The 20,360-nt window shown below is 39.7% G+C and carries 18 protein-coding genes; all 18 read right to left on the bottom strand.

Going from position 1 to position 20,360, the window contains the following annotated elements; genetic code table 11:
• Positions 1–168: 168 nt before the first annotated feature.
• Positions 169–1,122 carry a tyrosine-type DNA invertase cluster 3b gene (locus DXA05_RS04525; RefSeq protein ID WP_128858837.1) on the bottom strand — a complete coding sequence of 318 codons (954 nt, stop codon included), beginning with the start codon at positions 1,120–1,122 and terminating at the stop codon, positions 169–171.
• Between the two features lie 212 nt (positions 1,123–1,334).
• Entirely contained in the window at positions 1,335–3,683 is a 2,349-nt protein-coding gene (locus DXA05_RS04530) for a beta-galactosidase (protein ID WP_128858838.1), read from the bottom strand.
• A 368-nt stretch (positions 3,684–4,051) separates the two neighbouring features.
• A complete protein-coding gene (locus DXA05_RS04535; RefSeq protein WP_128858839.1) occupies positions 4,052–5,416 on the bottom strand; it encodes a glycoside hydrolase family 28 protein in 1,365 nt (454 codons plus the stop codon).
• The gene (locus DXA05_RS04540; RefSeq protein WP_128858840.1) at positions 5,417–6,676 is read right to left on the bottom strand and encodes a DUF2264 domain-containing protein; all 1,260 of its coding nucleotides are present in this window, start codon (positions 6,674–6,676) and stop codon (positions 5,417–5,419) included.
• Positions 6,677–6,700: 24 nt separating this feature from the next.
• Positions 6,701–7,873 carry a glycoside hydrolase family 88 protein gene (locus DXA05_RS04545; RefSeq protein WP_128858841.1) on the bottom strand — a complete coding sequence of 391 codons (1,173 nt, stop codon included), beginning with the start codon at positions 7,871–7,873 and terminating at the stop codon, positions 6,701–6,703.
• A gap of 184 nt (positions 7,874–8,057) precedes the next feature.
• Positions 8,058–8,486, bottom strand: coding sequence for a hypothetical protein (locus tag DXA05_RS04550; RefSeq protein WP_128858842.1), 429 nt, complete (start codon positions 8,484–8,486; stop codon positions 8,058–8,060).
• 12 nt (positions 8,487–8,498) lie between these two features.
• Positions 8,499–9,140, bottom strand: a complete 642-nt coding sequence (locus DXA05_RS04555; RefSeq protein ID WP_128858843.1) for a carboxypeptidase-like regulatory domain-containing protein — start codon at positions 9,138–9,140, stop codon at positions 8,499–8,501.
• Between the two features lie 15 nt (positions 9,141–9,155).
• Positions 9,156–10,604, bottom strand: a complete 1,449-nt coding sequence (locus tag DXA05_RS04560) for a leucine-rich repeat domain-containing protein (RefSeq protein ID WP_128858844.1) — start codon at positions 10,602–10,604, stop codon at positions 9,156–9,158.
• Between the two features lie 440 nt (positions 10,605–11,044).
• Entirely contained in the window at positions 11,045–12,598 is a 1,554-nt protein-coding gene (locus tag DXA05_RS04570; protein WP_128858845.1) for an OmpH family outer membrane protein, read from the bottom strand.
• Entirely contained in the window at positions 12,573–12,998 is a 426-nt protein-coding gene (locus DXA05_RS04575) for a biopolymer transporter ExbD (RefSeq protein WP_128858846.1), read from the bottom strand. Before DXA05_RS04575 ends, DXA05_RS04570 begins: the two co-directional genes overlap by 26 nt.
• A gap of 4 nt (positions 12,999–13,002) precedes the next feature.
• A complete protein-coding gene (locus tag DXA05_RS04580; protein WP_004325585.1) occupies positions 13,003–13,449 on the bottom strand; it encodes a biopolymer transporter ExbD in 447 nt (148 codons plus the stop codon).
• A complete protein-coding gene (locus DXA05_RS04585) occupies positions 13,433–14,818 on the bottom strand; it encodes a MotA/TolQ/ExbB proton channel family protein (protein ID WP_128858847.1) in 1,386 nt (461 codons plus the stop codon). The genes DXA05_RS04580 and DXA05_RS04585 overlap by 17 nt, the downstream gene beginning before the upstream one ends.
• Positions 14,819–15,357: 539 nt before the next feature.
• A complete protein-coding gene (locus DXA05_RS04590; protein ID WP_128858848.1) occupies positions 15,358–15,807 on the bottom strand; it encodes a hypothetical protein in 450 nt (149 codons plus the stop codon).
• Positions 15,808–15,888: 81 nt separating this feature from the next.
• The gene (locus DXA05_RS04595; protein ID WP_284515414.1) at positions 15,889–16,218 is read right to left on the bottom strand and encodes a hypothetical protein; all 330 of its coding nucleotides are present in this window, start codon (positions 16,216–16,218) and stop codon (positions 15,889–15,891) included.
• Positions 16,219–16,355: 137 nt separating this feature from the next.
• Positions 16,356–16,739 (bottom strand): hypothetical protein, encoded by a 384-nt coding sequence (locus DXA05_RS04600; RefSeq protein WP_128858850.1) that lies wholly within the window; start codon positions 16,737–16,739, stop codon positions 16,356–16,358.
• A complete protein-coding gene (locus DXA05_RS04605; RefSeq protein WP_128858851.1) occupies positions 16,702–17,622 on the bottom strand; it encodes a hypothetical protein in 921 nt (306 codons plus the stop codon). The genes DXA05_RS04600 and DXA05_RS04605 overlap by 38 nt, the downstream gene beginning before the upstream one ends.
• Complete coding sequence (locus tag DXA05_RS04610; RefSeq protein WP_128858852.1) at positions 17,615–18,439, bottom strand: hypothetical protein; 825 nt, start codon at positions 18,437–18,439, stop codon at positions 17,615–17,617. The genes DXA05_RS04605 and DXA05_RS04610 overlap by 8 nt, the downstream gene beginning before the upstream one ends.
• Positions 18,440–18,623: 184 nt before the next feature.
• The gene (locus DXA05_RS04615) at positions 18,624–20,339 is read right to left on the bottom strand and encodes an O-antigen ligase family protein (RefSeq protein ID WP_128858853.1); all 1,716 of its coding nucleotides are present in this window, start codon (positions 20,337–20,339) and stop codon (positions 18,624–18,626) included.
• Positions 20,340–20,360: the final 21 nt, after the last annotated feature.

Genomic DNA, 20,360 nt, shown 5'->3' on the forward strand with positions numbered 1-20,360 from the left:
TCATGTTCAGATTTTTTTTTTGCCGTATGCATCAGATAAAACGAAAAAAAATGGGAGAATATTTGTTTGCTATTTATATTTTTGTCTATCTTTGCGTCACATTTGATTCCGTTACCTAAGAAGTAACGGATACATTTAAATACTGATTATTAAAGTTTTGCCTATCTATCACCTACTTACATTGTAATTTTTAACGTAAGATAAATTCTTTCTATTCACTTCTGTGCGTTCTCTTAATCCAAAGCCTTTCAGATATATTTGTGTGGTTTTAATAGATTTGTGTCCCAGCGATTCACTAATCATTTCAATCGGAACTCCGCGATACTTGGCAGTAGTGGCCCAAGAATGTCGGAAGGTATATGAAGTAACGGGTGAGTTCAGGCGCAACACTCTCGCCAAATCCTTCAAAGAATTATTAAAACGACGAAGAGCAGACTGATATTCTTTATATGCTTTTTCATCTTTCCGCTTCTTATCACCATGCAGAATATCGAATAAATAGTCGGGACAATCAGGAAGAGCGGGTTTATTGCTTCGAAGCTGATTCACCATCTCTTTTGCACTTTCCAGAATTTCCAGGCTTATAGGTGTTTTAGTCTTGATACGGTTATATTGAAGCACATTCCGGTCTAAAGCCGATTTCTCCAAATGCGCCAAATCCGCGAATGACATTCCACAGAACTGAAACATCAGAGCTGCAATCGTCTGCGTACGACGCAAACGTTCGGATTTCGGGTCCTCATACAGTAGTTTGTGCAATTCGGTCACAGGCAATGCTTTCTTTTGCCGGATATCCACGCCTGTATAGACATCATGAAACAACCGGGGAACATAAGGGGCACTTCCCGCTTCTACTCCCCGATTATAGATACTACGCAACATACGCATATAAGTAGAAACCGTATTGAGCTTTAATCCGGACCCGTAAAGATGCTGTCCATAGCATCGTAAACACTCCCGGGTGACTTGCCTGAACGATATGTTACCTGTTCCACAAAACTTACTAAAAGAAAAAAGAGCATTCTTATAAACATGAGCGGTAGAATATCGCCCTTCTTTTCGCAAACGCTCAATGTACGCTCTGGCACATTGGCTAAATCCATTTTTATTCATTTTTTGCATCACTAGTTATTTTAGATTATATAATATAAGAGAAAGAACAAAAGTAAGCTACTTTATGATTTCAACTATTATAAAAAAAGAAAAGTAAAAGAAAACCTTCACTCACGTGGAAGTTATTCTTTTACTTTCCTATAACTTAATGAACAAACTTAATAATTAACCTTTGACTTAAATATCTCAAGTACGTATCACAAACATATAATTACCCTTTCTTAAAGTTTAAAAGGCGTCATCTTCAAATATACCCGATAATCCTTTATCATTCCCGTCTTGTCGGCTTCCGCTCTTGGCAAATAAGAAAATCCCGTGACTATCTTATCCTCACCAAGATTAATCACAATCTGATGTGGAAATTTATGTTTAGCAGCTGAAGAGTAGCTAGTATGCCAGAAAGTAGATTCCTGTAAGTCAAACACGTTCGTTGCAATGTTATTTGCCTCTTCAGTTTCCTCACTATCTGCATAAATAACCTTCCAATGCTGACGTGACAAAGGTTTACCATCGGCTCCTAACAATTCTAATTCTGCAATAGCTGCAAAGTCTTTTCCATCATAAGCATTCAATGCTTCAAGGCAAAAGAAACGAGTTTCCACTTCCTTTCCAAATTTCACATGCTGCCAACCATTACCGGATTTAAAAGTCCCTTCATAAACAGGTTTTTCTCCTGTCAAATCCAAATTCTCACCAACCTTACGATGCGCATAAGCAGCACCATGTACACGCAGGTTGTCAAGAACAGGTTGTTGTAATCCTTCTGTCTGTGGCTGTACAGAACCAGCCATATCCAATATAATCACTTCATTCTCTCCTTTCTTCAACCAACATCCCGGCACATATAAGGTTTGTTGTGGCCCAATTTCCCAGTAACGTCCAATAGCATAACCGTTCACCCAAACCATACCTTTACTCCAGTTAGTCATATTCAAGAATGTATCACCAGTTTTGTCCAACGTAAAGGTTCCCCGATAGTAGGCAGGATATTTCTGGGGATTATCCTGTTTTACAAATTTCTTATTTTGCGCAAAAGCATAATCAACCGGAATATTATAAACTTTCCAGTTCTTCAATGAAGTAATAACACCATTATTCGACTGGACTTCCACTTTTTCAGTGATACCCTTCCAATCATAAATGCCTTTACCAAAATTCATACGCCCCATTGCTTCTACCAAAATATCCAGCTGGGCCCCTTCTTTCATTGGAGGAAGAATAACCGTACCTTCACCTTTTAAACGACTCAACGTAGCTAACTTCTTGCCATCCAGAAAAACTTGCGCCCAGTCATGAGCCTCTGTGATTGTCAACGTCTGTTCTTCTTTAGAGGCCGGCAGTGTAGTCCGGTACAAAATACTTCCCCATCCCTGATCGAACGCCTCCATTGACTGAATGTTTTCACTAATCTTTGGCTCCGGCAAATTATCAAACAGTATTGCCACTTCATCCAACTTGAATGACGGAATGGCAATAGTCGGAACAGAATCCGGAATTTCCGGCAATGACTCGCCTTCGGATAAATAATTGCTTAACAAATTGCGTACCTCAAAATATTTGGGAGTGACTTTTCCTGATTCATTGATGGGAGCATCATAATCATAAGACGTACACGTCGGAGAGAAATTAGGGAAATTTGCTCCTCCCCAATGTCCGAAACTAGTACCTCCATGAGTCATATACAAACTAAATGAAATATTCCGGTCAAGCATTTCTTTCATTCCTTTTACCAAATCCTCCGCACTACGTGTCTCATGCTTCGCTCCCCAATGATCGAACCATCCGGACCAAAACTCACTACACATCAACGGAACATCAGGACGAAGTTCTTGTAAACGCTTAAACTGATCGTCAATATTGGCTCCTGTACCAAAGTTGATTGTCCAAAGCAAATCATCCAATGCATTATTCTCAAAATTCGAATTCCAGTCACATTGGAATAAAGGAACTCCTGTGAAACCTGCTTGCTTTACAATATCACGTATTTCGGCAATGTATGGTTTGTCTATTCCGAATGATCCATATTCATTCTCAACCTGTACCATAATGATATTGCCACCTTTACTAATCTGAAGATCGGTAAGCTGTTTACCCACTTCATTCATAAACAATTTCACCCGCTCCATATAATACGGATCCTGTTCACGAAGTTTGATGTCTTTCTTCTTCAACAACCACCAAGGTAATCCACCCATCTCCCACTCTGCACAAACATACGGCCCGGGACGAACGATCACATACATTCCGTTTTCCTGCGCCAGCCGGCAGAAAGCCGCAATATCTTTTTGACCGGTAAAGTCATATTTTCCTTCTTCCGGCTCATGGAAATTCCAAAAGACATAAAGACAAATGGTATTCATACCTAATGCCTTACACATTTTGATACGATGCTCCCAATACTCTTTTGGTATACGGGGATAATGAATTTCGGCTGCTTTTACCACAAACGGTTTTCCGTTAAGTAAAAATGTCTTGTCCCCTATTTCAAATCTCTCCTTTGAAGATTGGGAACAGGAAGTGCTGAAAATAGTCACTAATAAAATAAGCAAATACAATAAAGGTTTCTTCATTTTCTAATCTATTGTTTTCATGATACATTAATCTCTTTTATAAATTCACCATCGGCTAATGTTCCCATTAAGACCGACAGCGAATTTGAAAACCAATCTCATTCAATTACCCTAAAAACTAAAACTATTACCTATTGAAAACTAAATCTGATGCAAAGATGAGATATTCTTCTCACACAAAAGTCTTCAAATCAGTCAAAACAGGACAATATTCATTCAACACAGCCTAAATATTGCTTTTTTGCAGTGTTTTTTATTCATTATAAAAAATCCCGCCAATACATTTTACAATATCGACGGGACCAACATATATAATAAAGGTTAGTTAGTGTAATTTTTTAAATCTGTCATCATAATACAATAGCCATTCATTCCCTCAATGAACCGTACGCCACATTATCCTCCTTTACGTTCTTAACGTTATGGACTTTTTTTACAAAATCTTTTACCTTATCCACATGTACGTCTTTTATAACTACATTCCTTATAGGTAATTTAGCGTCCCCCTTTAACTCATATATTGCATCAGCAGAATCACAAATCACATTTCTCAAATAAATACCATTAATACGAGTAATACGTTCTTCATAAGTAGGAACAAGCTCTCTCCACTGATAGAGCACATCTGTATCTATTTCTAGTACACGTTGCACATGCCCGGTTCTTATATTTTCCATGTGAATATTCTCAATAAACGCTCCTCGCCTATGATTTGTCTTCACAAAGAAAAGTCGTCGTACAGATTGTGGAACCTTACAATCATGCATATACACATTGCGAATACCACCTGAAATCTCACTGCCAATCCCTAATAAAGTATGTCCTTCCAAAATATTACAATTACGAATTACAATATTTTCAGTCGGAGTGTTCAGTCTCCAGGCATCACGATTACGACCGGCCTTAATTACCACTGCATCATCACCTTGGTCAAAGGTACAATCCTCTACTAAAAAATTACGAGTCATCTCCAAATCAATACCGTCGTTATTGTGCCCATGCGCTTTAACATCCAAATTACGTACGATTCCACCATTGCACATATACATATGAATCGTCCAGAATGGGCTTTCACGAATCTTAAAGCTATCAAGCAGCACATTCTCACAACGATTAAAATGTATCAGATGCGGACGAAGATGGTTCTCGCCTACAGCCATCTGCCGTTTTTCAACAGGCACATCTTTGGACGCCATCGTATACAACTTTCTAAGTGCATCCATGTGAGCCTTAGGACGGGCAAACCACTTTCTCCAACAATCCATCTTCGGCCTTAACATACCTGTCCCTGTAATAGCCACATTCTTGCACTCAAAAGCATAAATCAAAGGTGAATAGTTATAACATTCCATCCCCTCCCAAGACGTCATTACGGCTGGCAAATAATGAGAAGGACTATCCGTAAAACGCAGTACTGCCCCTTCAGCCAAATACAAGTTTACATTACTCTTGAAATGGATTGGTCCGGTCAACCATTCTCCTTCAGGTATAACTACTCTCCCGCCTCCTGCCTGATTACAAGCAGCTATAGCACCCGCAATTGCATCAGAAACATCCGCCTCTCCTCCTTTTACAGCACCATAATTTACAATGGAGAAATCTTGATCAGGATATATAAACTCTTTTATTGGCTTCATTGAAAATGGCGCATCCACTTTCACATATTTGAATTGTCCCCACAGAGTTGCAAAAGAGACAGCCAACAGTCCTATAGTAAATAAAAATTTCTTCATTTAATAATGTATTGCATGATCCTTGGGAAATTCATGCCCACTCCATGCCTTTTGGGAAGTCCAATCTTGAGGAGCTGAAGTCCAAAAGGAATGATTAATAGGAAGTCCTAATGGAAGGAATACCTCTGACGTAATATACATACTTCCATTATTACTATACCAATCCGCTAGCCCGGTCTGATGCCCGGCAAAGCCTAATTGCAAAAATCCTTTCTCATTGAAATTACCATCAACAGCAAACAAACGTTTCATGACGCAAGTTAAAGCATTACGTACCTGGCCTTCCGGAAGTTCTTCGGGCAGCATTTCTTTCCAGCAAAGCATTGACAATGGCTGAAAAACTCCCAAACGATAAGTCATCGAACGACCGAATACCGGAAAAGATGCTTCAGGAGATATAAAACGTTCCAAAATCATTCCGAAACGCTGCATGCGTTTCTTAGCCAAATCTTCTGTTTTCTTTTGCATCTCCAAACTACGGTCATGCAATATTACTTTATGATCGTTCACAGTCTGCATTACTTGTACAAACATAGGTTGAATCACATAACTATTATAATAATCGAATGCAAAAGTTTCTCCATCCGAATACCAGCCATCACCTACATACCACTCTTCTGCTTTTCTAACAGCTGTATGAATACGGAACAAATCGTATTGTTCTCCGGCTTCCATCAGAAAAGATTCAATCATAGCTGAAAACAATAGCCAGTTTGTGTATGGAGGATCAATCCGACGCAACAACTGAAATTCTTTAATATATCGTTGTTTTGTCACGTCATCCAATGGTTCCCAAAGCTGCTTTTTAGCACGAAGAAAACTACTGGCAATATAAGCCGCATCCACCAAAGGCTGCCCTTCATTTCTCCATAAAAGATAATCAGGGCTATCCGGGTCAACAGCATGTGCATAACTCTTCAAAGCCCATTCACGCAATTGCTTGCGCATTTTACCTTCTTCCGTATCATCATCCGGCAAAGAAAGCCAGGGAGCAATACCAGACATCAGACGCCCGAAACACTCCATGTAGGTCACATCCTTACTGCGTCCATCCCATGTTGGACTGATCTCTACCTGCATATTTTTCTTCAACTCCCCTTTGCTCATATTACTCAATACAGGAGCAGCAATCTTATATGCCATCTGTGCCCAATATTCACGGTCACTGATTTCCTTTTCTACCTTCCCCTTTTTAGCATAAGTTACTGTGCTGAACACACACAATAAAATAAAGACCAGGATATTTTTATTTTTCATCATTACATTCAAATATAAAAAACAATTTTAATTATTCAGATATTTCACCATTTCAGAACCCGCCAACAGGAAAGCTCCTACCCCAAAGTCCGCAGTCGTTTCCGGTCCGACATTCTTATGTTGATCTGCCCTTTCACCAATTGGTTGTACATAGCCTATCTTTCCATTGGGTTGCAAGGCTATTTCAGTCAAGTATTTCCAACCTTGTTTTATAACAGGTTCATAAGTTGATTTATCCAAAAATCCATTATTCACCCCCCAAAGATACCCATAGGTAAAGAAAGCTGTCCCACTTGTTTCACGTCCCGGAGCCTGCACCGGATCCAACAAACTACGGGTCCAGTATCCTTCTTCCTGTTGTGCAGCAGCCAATGATTTAGCCATAGCTTGGTATATGGTAATATATTCAGTACGATGTACATCATTTTCGGGTAAGTCTTGCAAAACCTTCGCCAAACCAGCAAACACCCAACCGTTACCCCTAGACCAAAAGTCTTTCAATCCTTGATTTGTCTTATGTTTCGGGTAGATATATTTTCCATCGCGATAAAACAGGGCACTTTCCTCATCATACATGAGGTTTTTAGCATAAGTAAAGTACTCATAGAGTTTATCCAAATATTGCTGATTATCTGTAACCTTATAAAGTTTGGTCATCACCGGCATTACCATATACAATCCGTCTGCCCACCACCAATAGTCATTATTGGGAGTTGACATTTCATATTCCATCACTTCCTTGGCACGGGCTATTTTATACTCTGCCGGCTCACGGTCCATGTTATACAAGTCAATATAAGTCTGGAAGCAAATTTGCCAATCTCCAAAGAGAACATGTTCCATCGTTTCACCATAATTATATTTCCACTTGGATTTATCATCAGAAGTAGCCCCCTTCCATTGGTTCTTTTCAGCCCATGCTTCCGAATACTTCTTGTAAGTCTCATTACCGGTTACTTCATAAGCTGCAATATTTCCGGTATGATAAGCAGCCGGATGCCAAAAGGCAAATGCCGGTTCTGGATTCTCCGCCTGCCAATAGTCATTTACCTTCTTAATAGTCTCAATAACCTTTGACTTTGTCCATACACTATCGGTAATTGCTTCCTTCTGATTGTTACTTTTACCTGATTTACATCCTGCCATGCTAATACTGAACACACAGCTTAATACCCAAAAAGAAAATCTTCTAAAGTTCATTAATTATACAGTTTTTCGTGGTTATTATTCAGGAAACAAAGATGCATCCTTTTTAAGACAGAAAGGTTCTAAAATGCGTCAAAACCGTACAAAAATCATTCAATATATAAAAAATTGTCTTTTTGGAGAAAGAACTATCAGATATCTTTGTTATAAAGCATACAAATTAATAACTTTCAAACTTTTATTTAATCCAATATTTAACAAGCAAAGAAATTACAATGAAACAATAGCTCAAAACATTTCCACTAAGTATCGCCCACATCAATGCCCGGCTCTTATCTTTAAAGATCCATCTCACTGTCAAGTATTCAAGCCCGAAACTTCCGGCAAACATCAGAATCCAAGTAATGAACATAGTCGGAAAGAAATCCGAGCCAAACAGAAAATCAATTAATATACTGGCACATCCTATAACAATAGTCCCAATAATTCCAGAAACCAAGTTTCCAACTGTAGAGATAAGTAATGATTTTCCCCACAGATGAGAAGTCATCAACTTAATTATTACCATTTCAATAATAATGGTAGCCGGTATTATATACCAAAAACGAATAAAGCTTTCTCCTATAATAACACCGCTCCAAACAAAATTCAATAATACTATATTCATATTCTATTATTTTTATAATACTTCGTCCAATACTCTGCGACTCTTATGCAACACTACTTTTATATCTTTAACCTTTCTCTTCCTTACTCTCACACTCTTCGTTTTCATACCGGGGTAATTAACCTTCAAAACTGCTCTCTTTCCGGATATTTGAAGGATGAACCGCCCATTGAGGTCAGAGAGCGTCCTATGAGCTGTTCCTTTTTCAACAATTTCTGCTCCTATTATCGGATGACCGCATTTATCCATTACTACTCCTTCTACAGAAACAGAATGTTTATCTTGTGAAACAAGGACAATTCCTCCTGCAACCGAAACTTTTCTAACAGCCTTCCATCCTACGACCTCTACTTGTGGAAGCATAGTACAATCGTTCTTCAAACTATCTTCTCCCACCTTTTGTCCATATAAAGAAGTAGTCCCCATAGTAGACATTCCCAACGAAACACCTACTATCTTGACAGCCAGTCCTATTCTTTGACGAAAAAGGAGTTGCTCTTCTAAATAGCGGACTTCAGCTTCACATTTAGGACATGTACCTAGACAATCCCCCCGATATCTACATTTAGATGTTACAAGCTTTATGTCATTCGCTTCTGCTATCTGCTTCCGGATTGTCTTCAATATCCGGCACTTTTGCTTACCTTCTTTCATCTTACCAAAAACACATTACTTCTTATAATTTGTCGAGACTACCAACCTTATATACTGGGGCGGTAAAGCAATAGACTCCGAATTATACCGGAAATATGCCCCGCCACCGGCTCTTCTGAAATCAATTGTTTCGGCGTGATACCCCTCGGGTAATTTCAGTATCAGAATTAAAGAGCGGATAGCATGACGTTTTAACAATGACTTTCTTTGTTCGTAAGAATCACATTTGATATTCTTTATAACCGTCATTATCAAATCCAACGAGCGTAAAGGGCATCCTTCAATGTTTAATGAATGCAACTTCCTGTTTGAGCTGAAATCTAACTGCGCAATCTGATTCCCACTGCAATTCAAAATTTCCAACTCCTTGTTAGCACTCAAATCAATCTTCTCCAATTCATTATCTTCACAATTCAGTTCCTTCAAATAAGGAAATTCACTAAATACAGGAATAGCTTCCTTTCCTACTTCCGCTATCGAAAGCTTACGGAGATAAATGCCCGCTTCATTTTCTTTTTGACGTGGAAGTGACAATTTTCTCAACAGACGGTAATCTTCATTACGGTTGCGTATCCATGTATATCCTTGCTGCCCACATACAAGCGACTCCAATTGGAAGTTTTGATTCAAGTTCAATTCGCCTATATAATTTCCAGCACAATCCAACTCCCGCAATTCCGTATTACACGACACATCCAATGTTTTTAATTTATTCCAACTACAATTCAATTGTTTTAAATAAGGTAGGCGGCCTATATCCAGATTCTCCAATCTATTTCTTGAACAATCCAGCTTCAGAACCCCCTCTTTAGCATGTCTGTTATCCGGGAGCAACAATTTGACCAAAACGCCGGGTCTTTCATCTCCATCAAGTACTCCCCAAGCAGTCTGTCGTTTAAGAATCACAGATTGAAGTCGGCGATTGCGACTCAAGTCTACTGTGGATAAGTTATTAAAAGAGCAATCCAGCTTCTGCAGATAAATATTTTTCCGTAAATCCAATGTTTCCAAACCACAACCAGTACAAGTGAAAGAAACCAGGTCCCGACAACCGCCCACATCTACAGCAGGTAGATAAAAGTCTTTGATTTTCAGTTCACGCAACTCTTTAAATACGGAAAATGAAGGAATATGCAAAATGGTATCACGCCGTCTCCCTTCTATCTCAAGGTATCGCAAAGAAGTAAAGTATTCAAGCCCTTCCAACGAACTAATCTTAAAGCTACAAGATTTTCTGGATTGTCTATCCCAAACACGAAAGTCTGTTTGCAATTCCAGTTTTTCGATCGCTTTTATTTCCAAAAGTGAGATATAAGAAGTATCGGAAATCATCTCCTCCTTTAACAACGCCATCTTCAAAGATGGATGAATCTTGTCTGCTAGATTGCCTTTAAGACCGGGTAACGTAGCCGAATAGACATGTAAACTTGTGAATAACATCATTCCCCATATTAATATTCTCATTATAGTACTAATTTAGAAGGTCAAACAATCAATTTAATATATTCTTTTGATGAATGGGCACAAGATAAAGAGAATAAATGGAATCAAAGAGGAAATTATGTACCCAAAAAGTTTACATTTTTTCAATAACCTCTAAAGACTCCGAATAATACCGAAAAAAGTTACAATGAAGAATCACTGATATTTTGAAAAGTAACATAGTATTGATATCGGAATGAGAGAAAATCTTATAAATATTACTTCGAGAACAACATAGCTGCTCCGCAAACCAAGTAATAGACCGATTTTGACGGTATAATTCTTTTTGTATCAACTGACCTATATGTACCATGTTCTATCAAATTCATAAAAAGAAAGTTATGGAAGGCACATAAAGCCTTCACATAACTTCTACCAATAATTAATCCTTAAACAATCTTTCTATTTAAACACACATCTATCTATTTATTTTGGGGAATAATCAAAAAACTAAACCCACACGGCCCGCCACCTCCATTCTCCAGCCGGACCAAAACTTTATTCCACCCCTGTCGAAACTGAAAAGGAGCGATATGTTCATCAATATTATACCAACTGGTTCCATAGTCACGCCATACATCCTTGCCGTTAATCCATACACGCCCGCTGTCATCCGTACCGATAGCTACCAGCATCGTCGTAGCTTCATCAAAATAAAGCTCGGTATAAGCATAGTAAGTTGAATGTCCGGTAGTCACAGGTGGGACATTGTGCATCGATTCACTCTGCATAAACTTCCAACGTAGCGTCCCGTCAAGCTGAACCTCGTCTCCGATAACTTTTAGCGGATCGGAATCCGTTTCCGCAATTCCTGTTCCTATCTGCCCATCAGTATATACAGCATCAAAGTCAATAGAAACTTCAGGTGGATGAACGATGGAAAAATCCTCTCGACCGAAGCTCTCCCACGGTCCAATCATATACCATGTATTGATATAGAGCCATCCCTTACGTTCTGCATCTTTAGAGAAACGCCGTCCGGGCAACGCTTGTGCTTTCACCATTTCCTTGCTCAACTTCGATCCTGAATAAGCACTGAATGTTCCCTTTCCGCCTCCGGAAGCAGAAACTTCTCCACTTCCTCCCATACCAGTTCCATTTCCATTACCGCTACCATTACCTCCAGAGCCTCCATTCCCCGGGCTGCCATTACCTTGTCTCATTCCGCTCCCAGGATTACCAGCCTGACGAACTGCCCCAAACAACCCTTCCAAACGAGATTGTGCCAACCCTGCCTGACGAGTAGCTTGTCCGAGCAACCCACGATAATTATTCAAATCAGCAGTGCTCTTTATTTCCAATCCTCCACTAGCATTACTGCCTGCCGAAGTTGCCCACTCACTATCCCTTGACTGCATTCTTATCAATTCATCAAAACTCGGCATACGTGAATTACCCGCTTTCAAAGAACTATACACTTCAGGAAACGACTGTCCCTTGGATAAAGACTGTTTAGCAGCACTCACGGCCAAATGACTTTGTTGAATTTCAGCCTCATAGTCACGTAATACAGCATAAAGTTCTTCTACAGAAGCATTGGCTGACGGATTTCCTGCTTGAGGAATAGCCCGCGCTTTCGATGTATCATTCGCATCAGCAGGTGCTCCCCATGGCAATTTTCTTTTTTCCACTTTCGCCAACATATCGTCTTTACGCCGTCTCATTGTTTCAGCCATCGTTTGAAACTTCTTCACCTGCTCTTCCAGATTCTTCTTTACCAAAACTTCCGACTGTTCTACCAACTGTCTGGCATAATTAGCAGGTAGTGCCCGTTGTGCCTGTTCCTGTTTTACCTTTTCCGTCAAACTCTTCCTGGACTTTTGATTTTTCTGCTGTTTCATTTGCAAATCCATCGCCTCCTGATCCGGAGACGGCATCTTCCAAATATAGAGTGCTCCACCCACAAAACAAATCAATGCTATCATCCATGATAGTATAACCGTCAGACGGCTACTCCCTGTTGTAGTTTTCGTCATACGTCCTGATTCCTATATTAGTTAAGTTATAAAACTGGCAAGCATCCATCACTTCTACAAAACGTCCGAACGGAGTATGCCTGTCCATATCAATGCGAATACGCTTTCCCGGGTCAATGATACATGTCTGTCGTAACTGTTCCATCATAAAATTGGTAGAACAAGGTTGCCCGTCCCAATAAAAATTACCATCGGCATCCAATCCTACAATAGCCTGCTTATCATCCGGCTTCAATTTAACGGCCGATTGTGAAGTTGGCAGATCAACGGGAATATCCCTATTTTTCACTTTCGTCATGGTAGATACCAGAAAGAAAATAAGCAGAAGAAACACACAGTCGATTAAAGGAGACATAGAAACTTCCGGTTCGTCCTCGTTATTAAATAATGATAGTCTCATAGGCTTAATAGGGTTTGCTTCCAAGGCGTACACGTGTATGTGTAAACCCCTGTATTTGACATTGGTCGAATATCTCTATTACTGTGCTTACCGGTACAGTGCGATAGGCCGTCACATCGATATTTGTTTCCACTCCCCGACTATTGCGTAATTCAGAAAGAAAAGCGCTTAAATCTTTTACAGGCAAGTAAGTACTTTCCCCCGAATAGGCATCATGTCCTACTACCTGATACACATTCTTCTTTTCGTCTACTGCGATAATCACCGCTTCCTCGCCTGCCCGTGTAGTGGAAAGGCTTGAAGTCATTGTAGGAAGCGTTAACGGAATCTGCATTTCCCATTTTTTCATCATCGTAGTTACTAAAAAGAAAATGAGCAGCAAGAACACACAGTCTATCAAAGGAGACATTTGTACTTCTACCTTATCATCGTCATCATAATTCAGTCTCATTCTTTTCCTCCTTGTTGTCCAGATACAATTTGGTAATCACTTCTTCCACTTTTACCTCTACCAGTGAAGCCATACGCATGATACGATTCTTGATAATAAAGTATAAAGCAATGGCAGGAGCAGCTATAATCAAACCGGCAGCAGTTGTTATCAATGCTTTGGAGATAGAATCAGACAAAATAGAAGCACCACCTTCATCCCCATATAAAGCAACCAGGCCGAATGCTTCTATCATACCTACAACAGTACCTAACAGACCAATCAACGGAGCCAATGAAGCAATAACAGAAAGAGGATATATACGTGCCAAATGTGTACGAATATCACGTGCAGCCATATCACCTGCCGTCTGGCTTACAGCCTCACGCCCGGCTTTCACATGCTCAAAAATAAAACGTAGTGAGTTGGCTAGTGTAGAAGGATATTTGTCACAAGCAGCCAATGCTCCTTTCAAATCTCCATTTGCCAAACATTCGTTGACACTTTTGCACAAAGGTTTCGGAGCCAGACGACCTTGACGCGAAGTTATCAGTCTCTGAATTGCAATTACAAGAGCAATCAATCCCAACAAATATAATGGATACATCATTGTACCACCTGCCTTAATCTGTGCTCCCCAGTCGATTTGTACCCCCTGATCAGCAGCAATACTATCTGATGCAGCCTCATCATACATCAACTCATCATCTTCCTCCACTGCCGGAACAACAGTAGCAACCTCACTCGGAAGTACTTTCGGAGCATTTTTTATATCATCCTGCGTTTTTGCTAAAAAGATTTCATCAAAACCCGCATCCCGTTTTTCAGGGCAGATAAATGATATACCGGTTAAAGTAATATTACCGAAATCCTTCCAAAGGTCGCGTGTCATCACCATCCAGTGTCCAGGCTTATCACCAAGATCCAGACCTTTCAACTGGTTTATCAAATCTTTTGGTTCTCCGGCGATATAAGTAAAATCATATTTCTTTCCTTTTTGACTGGCTGACTTTTCGGAAACATGAAATTTCATTCCAATCTGTTCTCCCCCCCATTTCACCCAGGCAAAAGTAATATAACGATATTCACCCGGTCCCGGGTTTTCTCGGATAGGGATGGATAAACCTGTCATTTCTGCGGGACTTTTAGCAGCTCCTACATATATATAGTTTTCTGTCTTCTTTGAGTACCCTCCTTTCCGAACATACTTATTATCTTTTACCCATTGTGCCCCATCCGGCAGTTTAGTACTAAACAGTTCGTATAATCCTTTACCGGATTTACCATTCGTTTGTGCCGAAAGCGGGGTAGTAAACAATAGTATTGCTCCCAAGATGCATACACCCACTATCCCTTTCTTTAAACCAAATTTCATTTTTGTGTAATTCATGTCTATTCTTTTTTATTATTAATTTTAAATTTATAGCCAACGTAAGTCATCGAGCTAATTCACAGTGGCAAAGTTCTTAAAAATAATAGAGAAACGGGTATTCTAATCATTCAAAAAGTTCCAAATCTTTGGTATACGACTTTATATGGAGTCTAATAATCATTCAAAGAAGTTCAAAAATACATCATTCCTAAATCATCCCCTATAAATTATTGCTTATATATCATTCATCCAACACATCAGTAGAAAACTAGATATTCGTAGAGGAGAAGGAAAACTATCATTAACGTTATAAGCATACCTCATATCCTCACACCTCAATTCACTTTTTAGAAACACTTAATAAAAGTAGCAATGGAAATGAGAAACGTCACTTCCATTGCTAGTTCGCACCCTACTACCTTAAAAGACTAGGGCTATTGTCTTATATTACGGAACGATCGGTTCATTATCAACTTTATATATTCCTCCACACTTACGTTGGTCGTCCCAGACTGATAATGGACTATCATTTTCAGTTTTTCCCTTTCCACTTTTCGTTAGTGTCTCTCTGGCCGTTTACGTTCTACATAAGGAACAATCTCTATATTTTTATCCTTTGAGTTAGCTTCATGCACGCTAATCCTACGACCAAAGCCATGGCCACCCATAACTCCTTTTAATGTCCCATCATCCCCCCAAATATCAACCATTGCAGAAAAACCATAACCAAAATAATCCTTACTTTCATCATAAGAGAATGTCACACGAAGAACAGATCGTCCTAGTCGTTCTCCAAATTCCAAATCCTCTTCCCCATCCCAAATATATCTTTCTATCTCTGGTGTTCCATATTCACGAAAATAACCCGGAGCATATTTCTTCACAGCACTTTTTGCTATATTTATTAACATTGAATCACGTTTTGAAACAGACATGCTATCCAAATTCTGTGAATAAAGTGACAGAGAAAACAAACTTATTAAAAACAAAACTATCAAACTTTTCATACTCTCAAAACATTATTATCCAATCAGTAATCTGCCATCCATCACAATATTAGAATGGCAGATTACTTTATTTATTCATCCTTACTTCTTTTTTAAAGGAAGAGGATCATAACTGTTTTTAAAATCTTGATTTTTATCTGCGGGAATATCAAAACTCAGACCTATGCCATTACCAAAAGTAACATCACGAGGTTTACCTGTAATTCCCCAAAAAGTCACACTTGCTGCAAATTTCATTTCAAAACGTTCTTTACGGCTGTCATATAGAAAAATGACCTGATAAACAGGTTCACCTATATGCTGCTTGTCTATTTTGTGCATATTAGGGTGATCAAGCATAACAATACGTTTAATTTTTATCTCATCCCGATAATATTCCGGACCATGTTTCATAACAATGGCTGTTGCCATTGATTTCAACAGAGAATTACGTTTGGATTTCGGAATAGAATCCAAATTCTGACTATAAGAGGTCAGGACAAAACTTACTAAAAAACTGAATAACAATACAAACTTTCTCATATGCTTTCCTTATTTTAAATTAATAGTTAATATTCATAGGCATTACGCGGAGTCCGGCATCTATCTATACCCACATAAACAACCTCGGCAGGATCATTCAACTCATGACCACCCAAAAGTAAACAAGTTTCCGTATATAAGTCATATTTCCCCTTGTAATCATACACGAATAAAGGAGCATTCTTGCTATCGCTGCCCCACTCACGGTCTTTATCAGAAGGACCTACCGGACGCCTCGAGTTTTCAGGACAATTTTTCCAAGGAGTGTGAGTATGAAAGTAAGCGACTCGATAGTACCCATGTTCCAAAGGAGATTCCGACTGCTTTACTTTCTTAGGAACAGAAGGAGAAATATGACCACCATCCTTTCCGTTATTTTCGACCAAGGTAAGCGACTCGATAGTACCCATGTTCCAAAGGAGATTCCGACTGCTTTACTTTCTTAGGAACAGAAGGAGAAATATGACCACCATCCTTTCCGTTATTTTCGACCAAGGGACCATTATCAATATCTCCAAACTCATATTGACCAGTCAATGTATTCAAATAAATCCAACAACCTTTTTCCTGTCTATGTGTCGTAGTCATAGCATTCTTGGTAGCCTGCCAGACCTCTTCCATTTTAGCCTTCACAACCGGAGAATTGGCGATATCCTTGTCTGCATGAGGGTATCGAACCTCAATGTCTTTTAAATCCGTTGTAATAACGGTATTATCTGAAAGTGTAACAACAGCAAAGACCTTAAAACAACCGGGACGTATGGCAGAAACATCACATTTCAAAGAATTACCTTCTTGCAACAGCCAACCTTGATCAGTATCCACCATATCTTCCCATTTTATCCAATATTCTATCTTGGTTGTCTGCAATCTATCAAGAAGCCCCACTTTCAATCCATACGGTTGCAACATCGTTATCTTAGAACTATTAACGGAAAATTTCACTTTACTCTTTAGCGCCTCGTCCATATCTGGATTTTCTTCGCACATACACACCGGACAATCCGAACCGCTACGCGTACTTGCTTTATATCCTCCGCAGACCTTACACTTCTCACCCGTACACTCACGTTCCGAACAGAACCAAGGACCGGGGCAAGTGATACTACCACAACGTTCACAAGCGTCATTGAAACAAATACAAGGGAACTTGCCACAGACATCACAATAAAAAACCTCACAACCATTAGGACAACTCCGATAACGACCCGTATCATATACGACACCACAAATCTCACAATAAACTAGGTCGCCTTCAGGAGGAGTTATCTCAACTTCGCAACCATTAGGCAACTGCCAAGGGTGATATCATAGGCTGATTACAGAAAGGACAATAAATGGGACCACCTGTTTCACCGCCACCAGAACTACCACCACCGGAATCACCGCCGGAATCACCACCACCGGAATCACCGCCGGAATCACCACCAGAATTACCACCACCAGAACCGCCACCACAATAAGGGCACTCGGAATTTTTATCAACATTATATAATCTCCAACAATTCTGACAATACTTGTAATTACCACTTTGAATGCCACCGCCACCACCGGATTCATCATAAGAATAACGAACAACAGAAGGAGTGAGCATTAAATGATACGAACGTGAAGAAGGTTCAGACGAACGGGTAGCTGCCCTGGGAGAACCAATATAAATCAGATGAGACTTCCCACCATGAATATGAAAACCTTTCAGGAAACTACCGCTCACACTGGAGAAAATCAGGAAACCGTTAAAATCGGCATTACCCACATATTGGAAATCCTCCTCTTTGGGTTTGGTACGACCGCGGGTCTCCAACACGGTGGTAGCCACATGGTAATGAATATCTTCCGTTACATTGTCCAACGTCAGTATCAGAAAACTACGTGCCGGATAGGACTTATTACGACGACCGGAACCAATGATAGAAGAACGGAAAACACCGTCACCTTTCAAAGGTACCTCCACATAAGTCTTTTTATAAGATTCCCAAACACGGGCCTTATCCCAATTAGGAGAAATGTCATAGGAACTCCAGGGAGAAGAATTGACACGGCTACGGGCAGATGAACCTAAGCTGACCTGACGCAAAGCAGGAGAAGTAGATTCAAAATATTCACGCATAGCGGCAAGCTACCCGCAGGAGTATCCATGCCGGGCTGAACGCAATCTAAAGGATCGTCCAGACAACTGCTCCAAAAGGTAGACAGAAGCAAGGAGATAAAAAACAATCGAAACAAATTCTTGTGTTTCATAAGCATAAAAGTTAAATTAATACTTGAGTTAGATATAATTAATTTCCGGAAATTCATTTTATTTCACTCTGTCGCTTTTCCCGACAAACGTCTGATTGCAGGAAAGTCCTTGCTTCTGCACGTGCCGCCAAATAAATAGAACCTACTTTCGGGACTTTCAGAGATAAAATTTCTTTTGCCTTATCACAGGCTTTCTCAAAATGCCTGGCATCACGATAAAGGGTAAACAGTAAATATTTGGGCAATACTTTAGAAGGGACCATCCAATAGGCAGACCTTAAAGCTGTTTCCGATTTTTCATACTCTCCCATTCGCATATAGCATGTTCCGATGTCGCATTTGAGCATCGAGGTCATAAATGGGAAACTGACATCCGTTGCCAAGCGGACAAACTCTCCATATTCTTTATGTTCCAACAACAACTGCAAATAACGGGACATATATTCTTTATTATAGAGCAAAATAATTTGCGGTTTATTTCGCTCTAATTGAATGAAAGCTGTCTCATACAGATTCTTAGTCCTAATGCTCAACATAAATAACGGACATAAGCAAAGAAGAAAAAGCAATGCAAACACTTTCTTTTTTACCGAAAAGCCAACCAATCGGTCACAGGGAATAGTTCCTAAAAATAATGGAAAGAAAGCCTTTAAAGGAAAAATGTCTCCCGGATAAGAGAAACAGGAAAAGACGCAAAGTGAAAGCAATAAACCACGTATTCCAAATGTCCCTTTTTTCCCGAAGAACGTTATGCCGACAGGAAACAGTATGAGCAATCCACCTATCACCCCCTGTTCACATAATACGGTCAGTAGTTCATTGAAAGCCTGCGTATTATTATCAGAAAGAGAAGCATATACGGAATCCGGATGACGTTCAAAATACCTGGCCTGATATTCCATGTATTCCTTAGCGAAACTTCCTGTTCCATGTCCGCACAAAGGAGCCTCGGCAAGCATTTCAACACCCACTGTCCATATTAACAAACGGACATCGGCAGATTTTTTCTTATATTGATAGAGTGCAGCTACTATAATTATGCACAAAATAATCAATGCGGTACAAAGTACATTTTTACTTGTCCTGTTTTTAATATCGAACAACCGGACTTTATACAATAAATAAAGACCGGGAACTAGGGCAGCCAGCCATCCGGCTCTGGAATCCGAACAAACCAGCATCACTCCGACAAGCAAAGACAATATAATACCGATTATTCTCCACGCAAGACCTTTCTTCTGCATCAACAAATAAATAGCAGACACTAAAGAAACAGCCAAATATCCACCCAAAGGGCCGGGATTGCCAAAGCATCCTGTCAACACAAAGTTTTCACCTGAACTTTTTAAAGCTCCCCCATATTGCAAGAAACCAACAAGGCTTTGCAGCCCTCCGGACAAAGCAACAGCAAACGGTAGCATGAACAATAGACCTGAACAGCCCGCCATCATTCTTGAGAGCAAATAGATCATTCCCAATGCCATCCACTCATAATAAACCAATACGTCTACCTGCCCGTCACTGATGATTGCGACATGAAGCCATTCGTAAATGAAAAGCAGTAACACAGCCATATCCATCCATGTCAAAGTGACACGCTGCCCGGTATAGCAGACAACGGACACAAACACACACATTGAAAGATAAATGACGGAAAACGTCAACACCTGATACCCGGCAAACATACCGAACATAAAAGGTAACATAATGATATAAATAGCTAAAAGTAATACGAGCATTTTCTCTACCGGCTTCCTAATCGCATCCATTTTGTTTGTATTTAATTAATG

It is taken from the genome of Bacteroides sp. AM54-2NS, assembly GCF_003602935.1.
Lineage (GTDB): Bacteria > Bacteroidota > Bacteroidia > Bacteroidales > Bacteroidaceae > Bacteroides > Bacteroides xylanisolvens.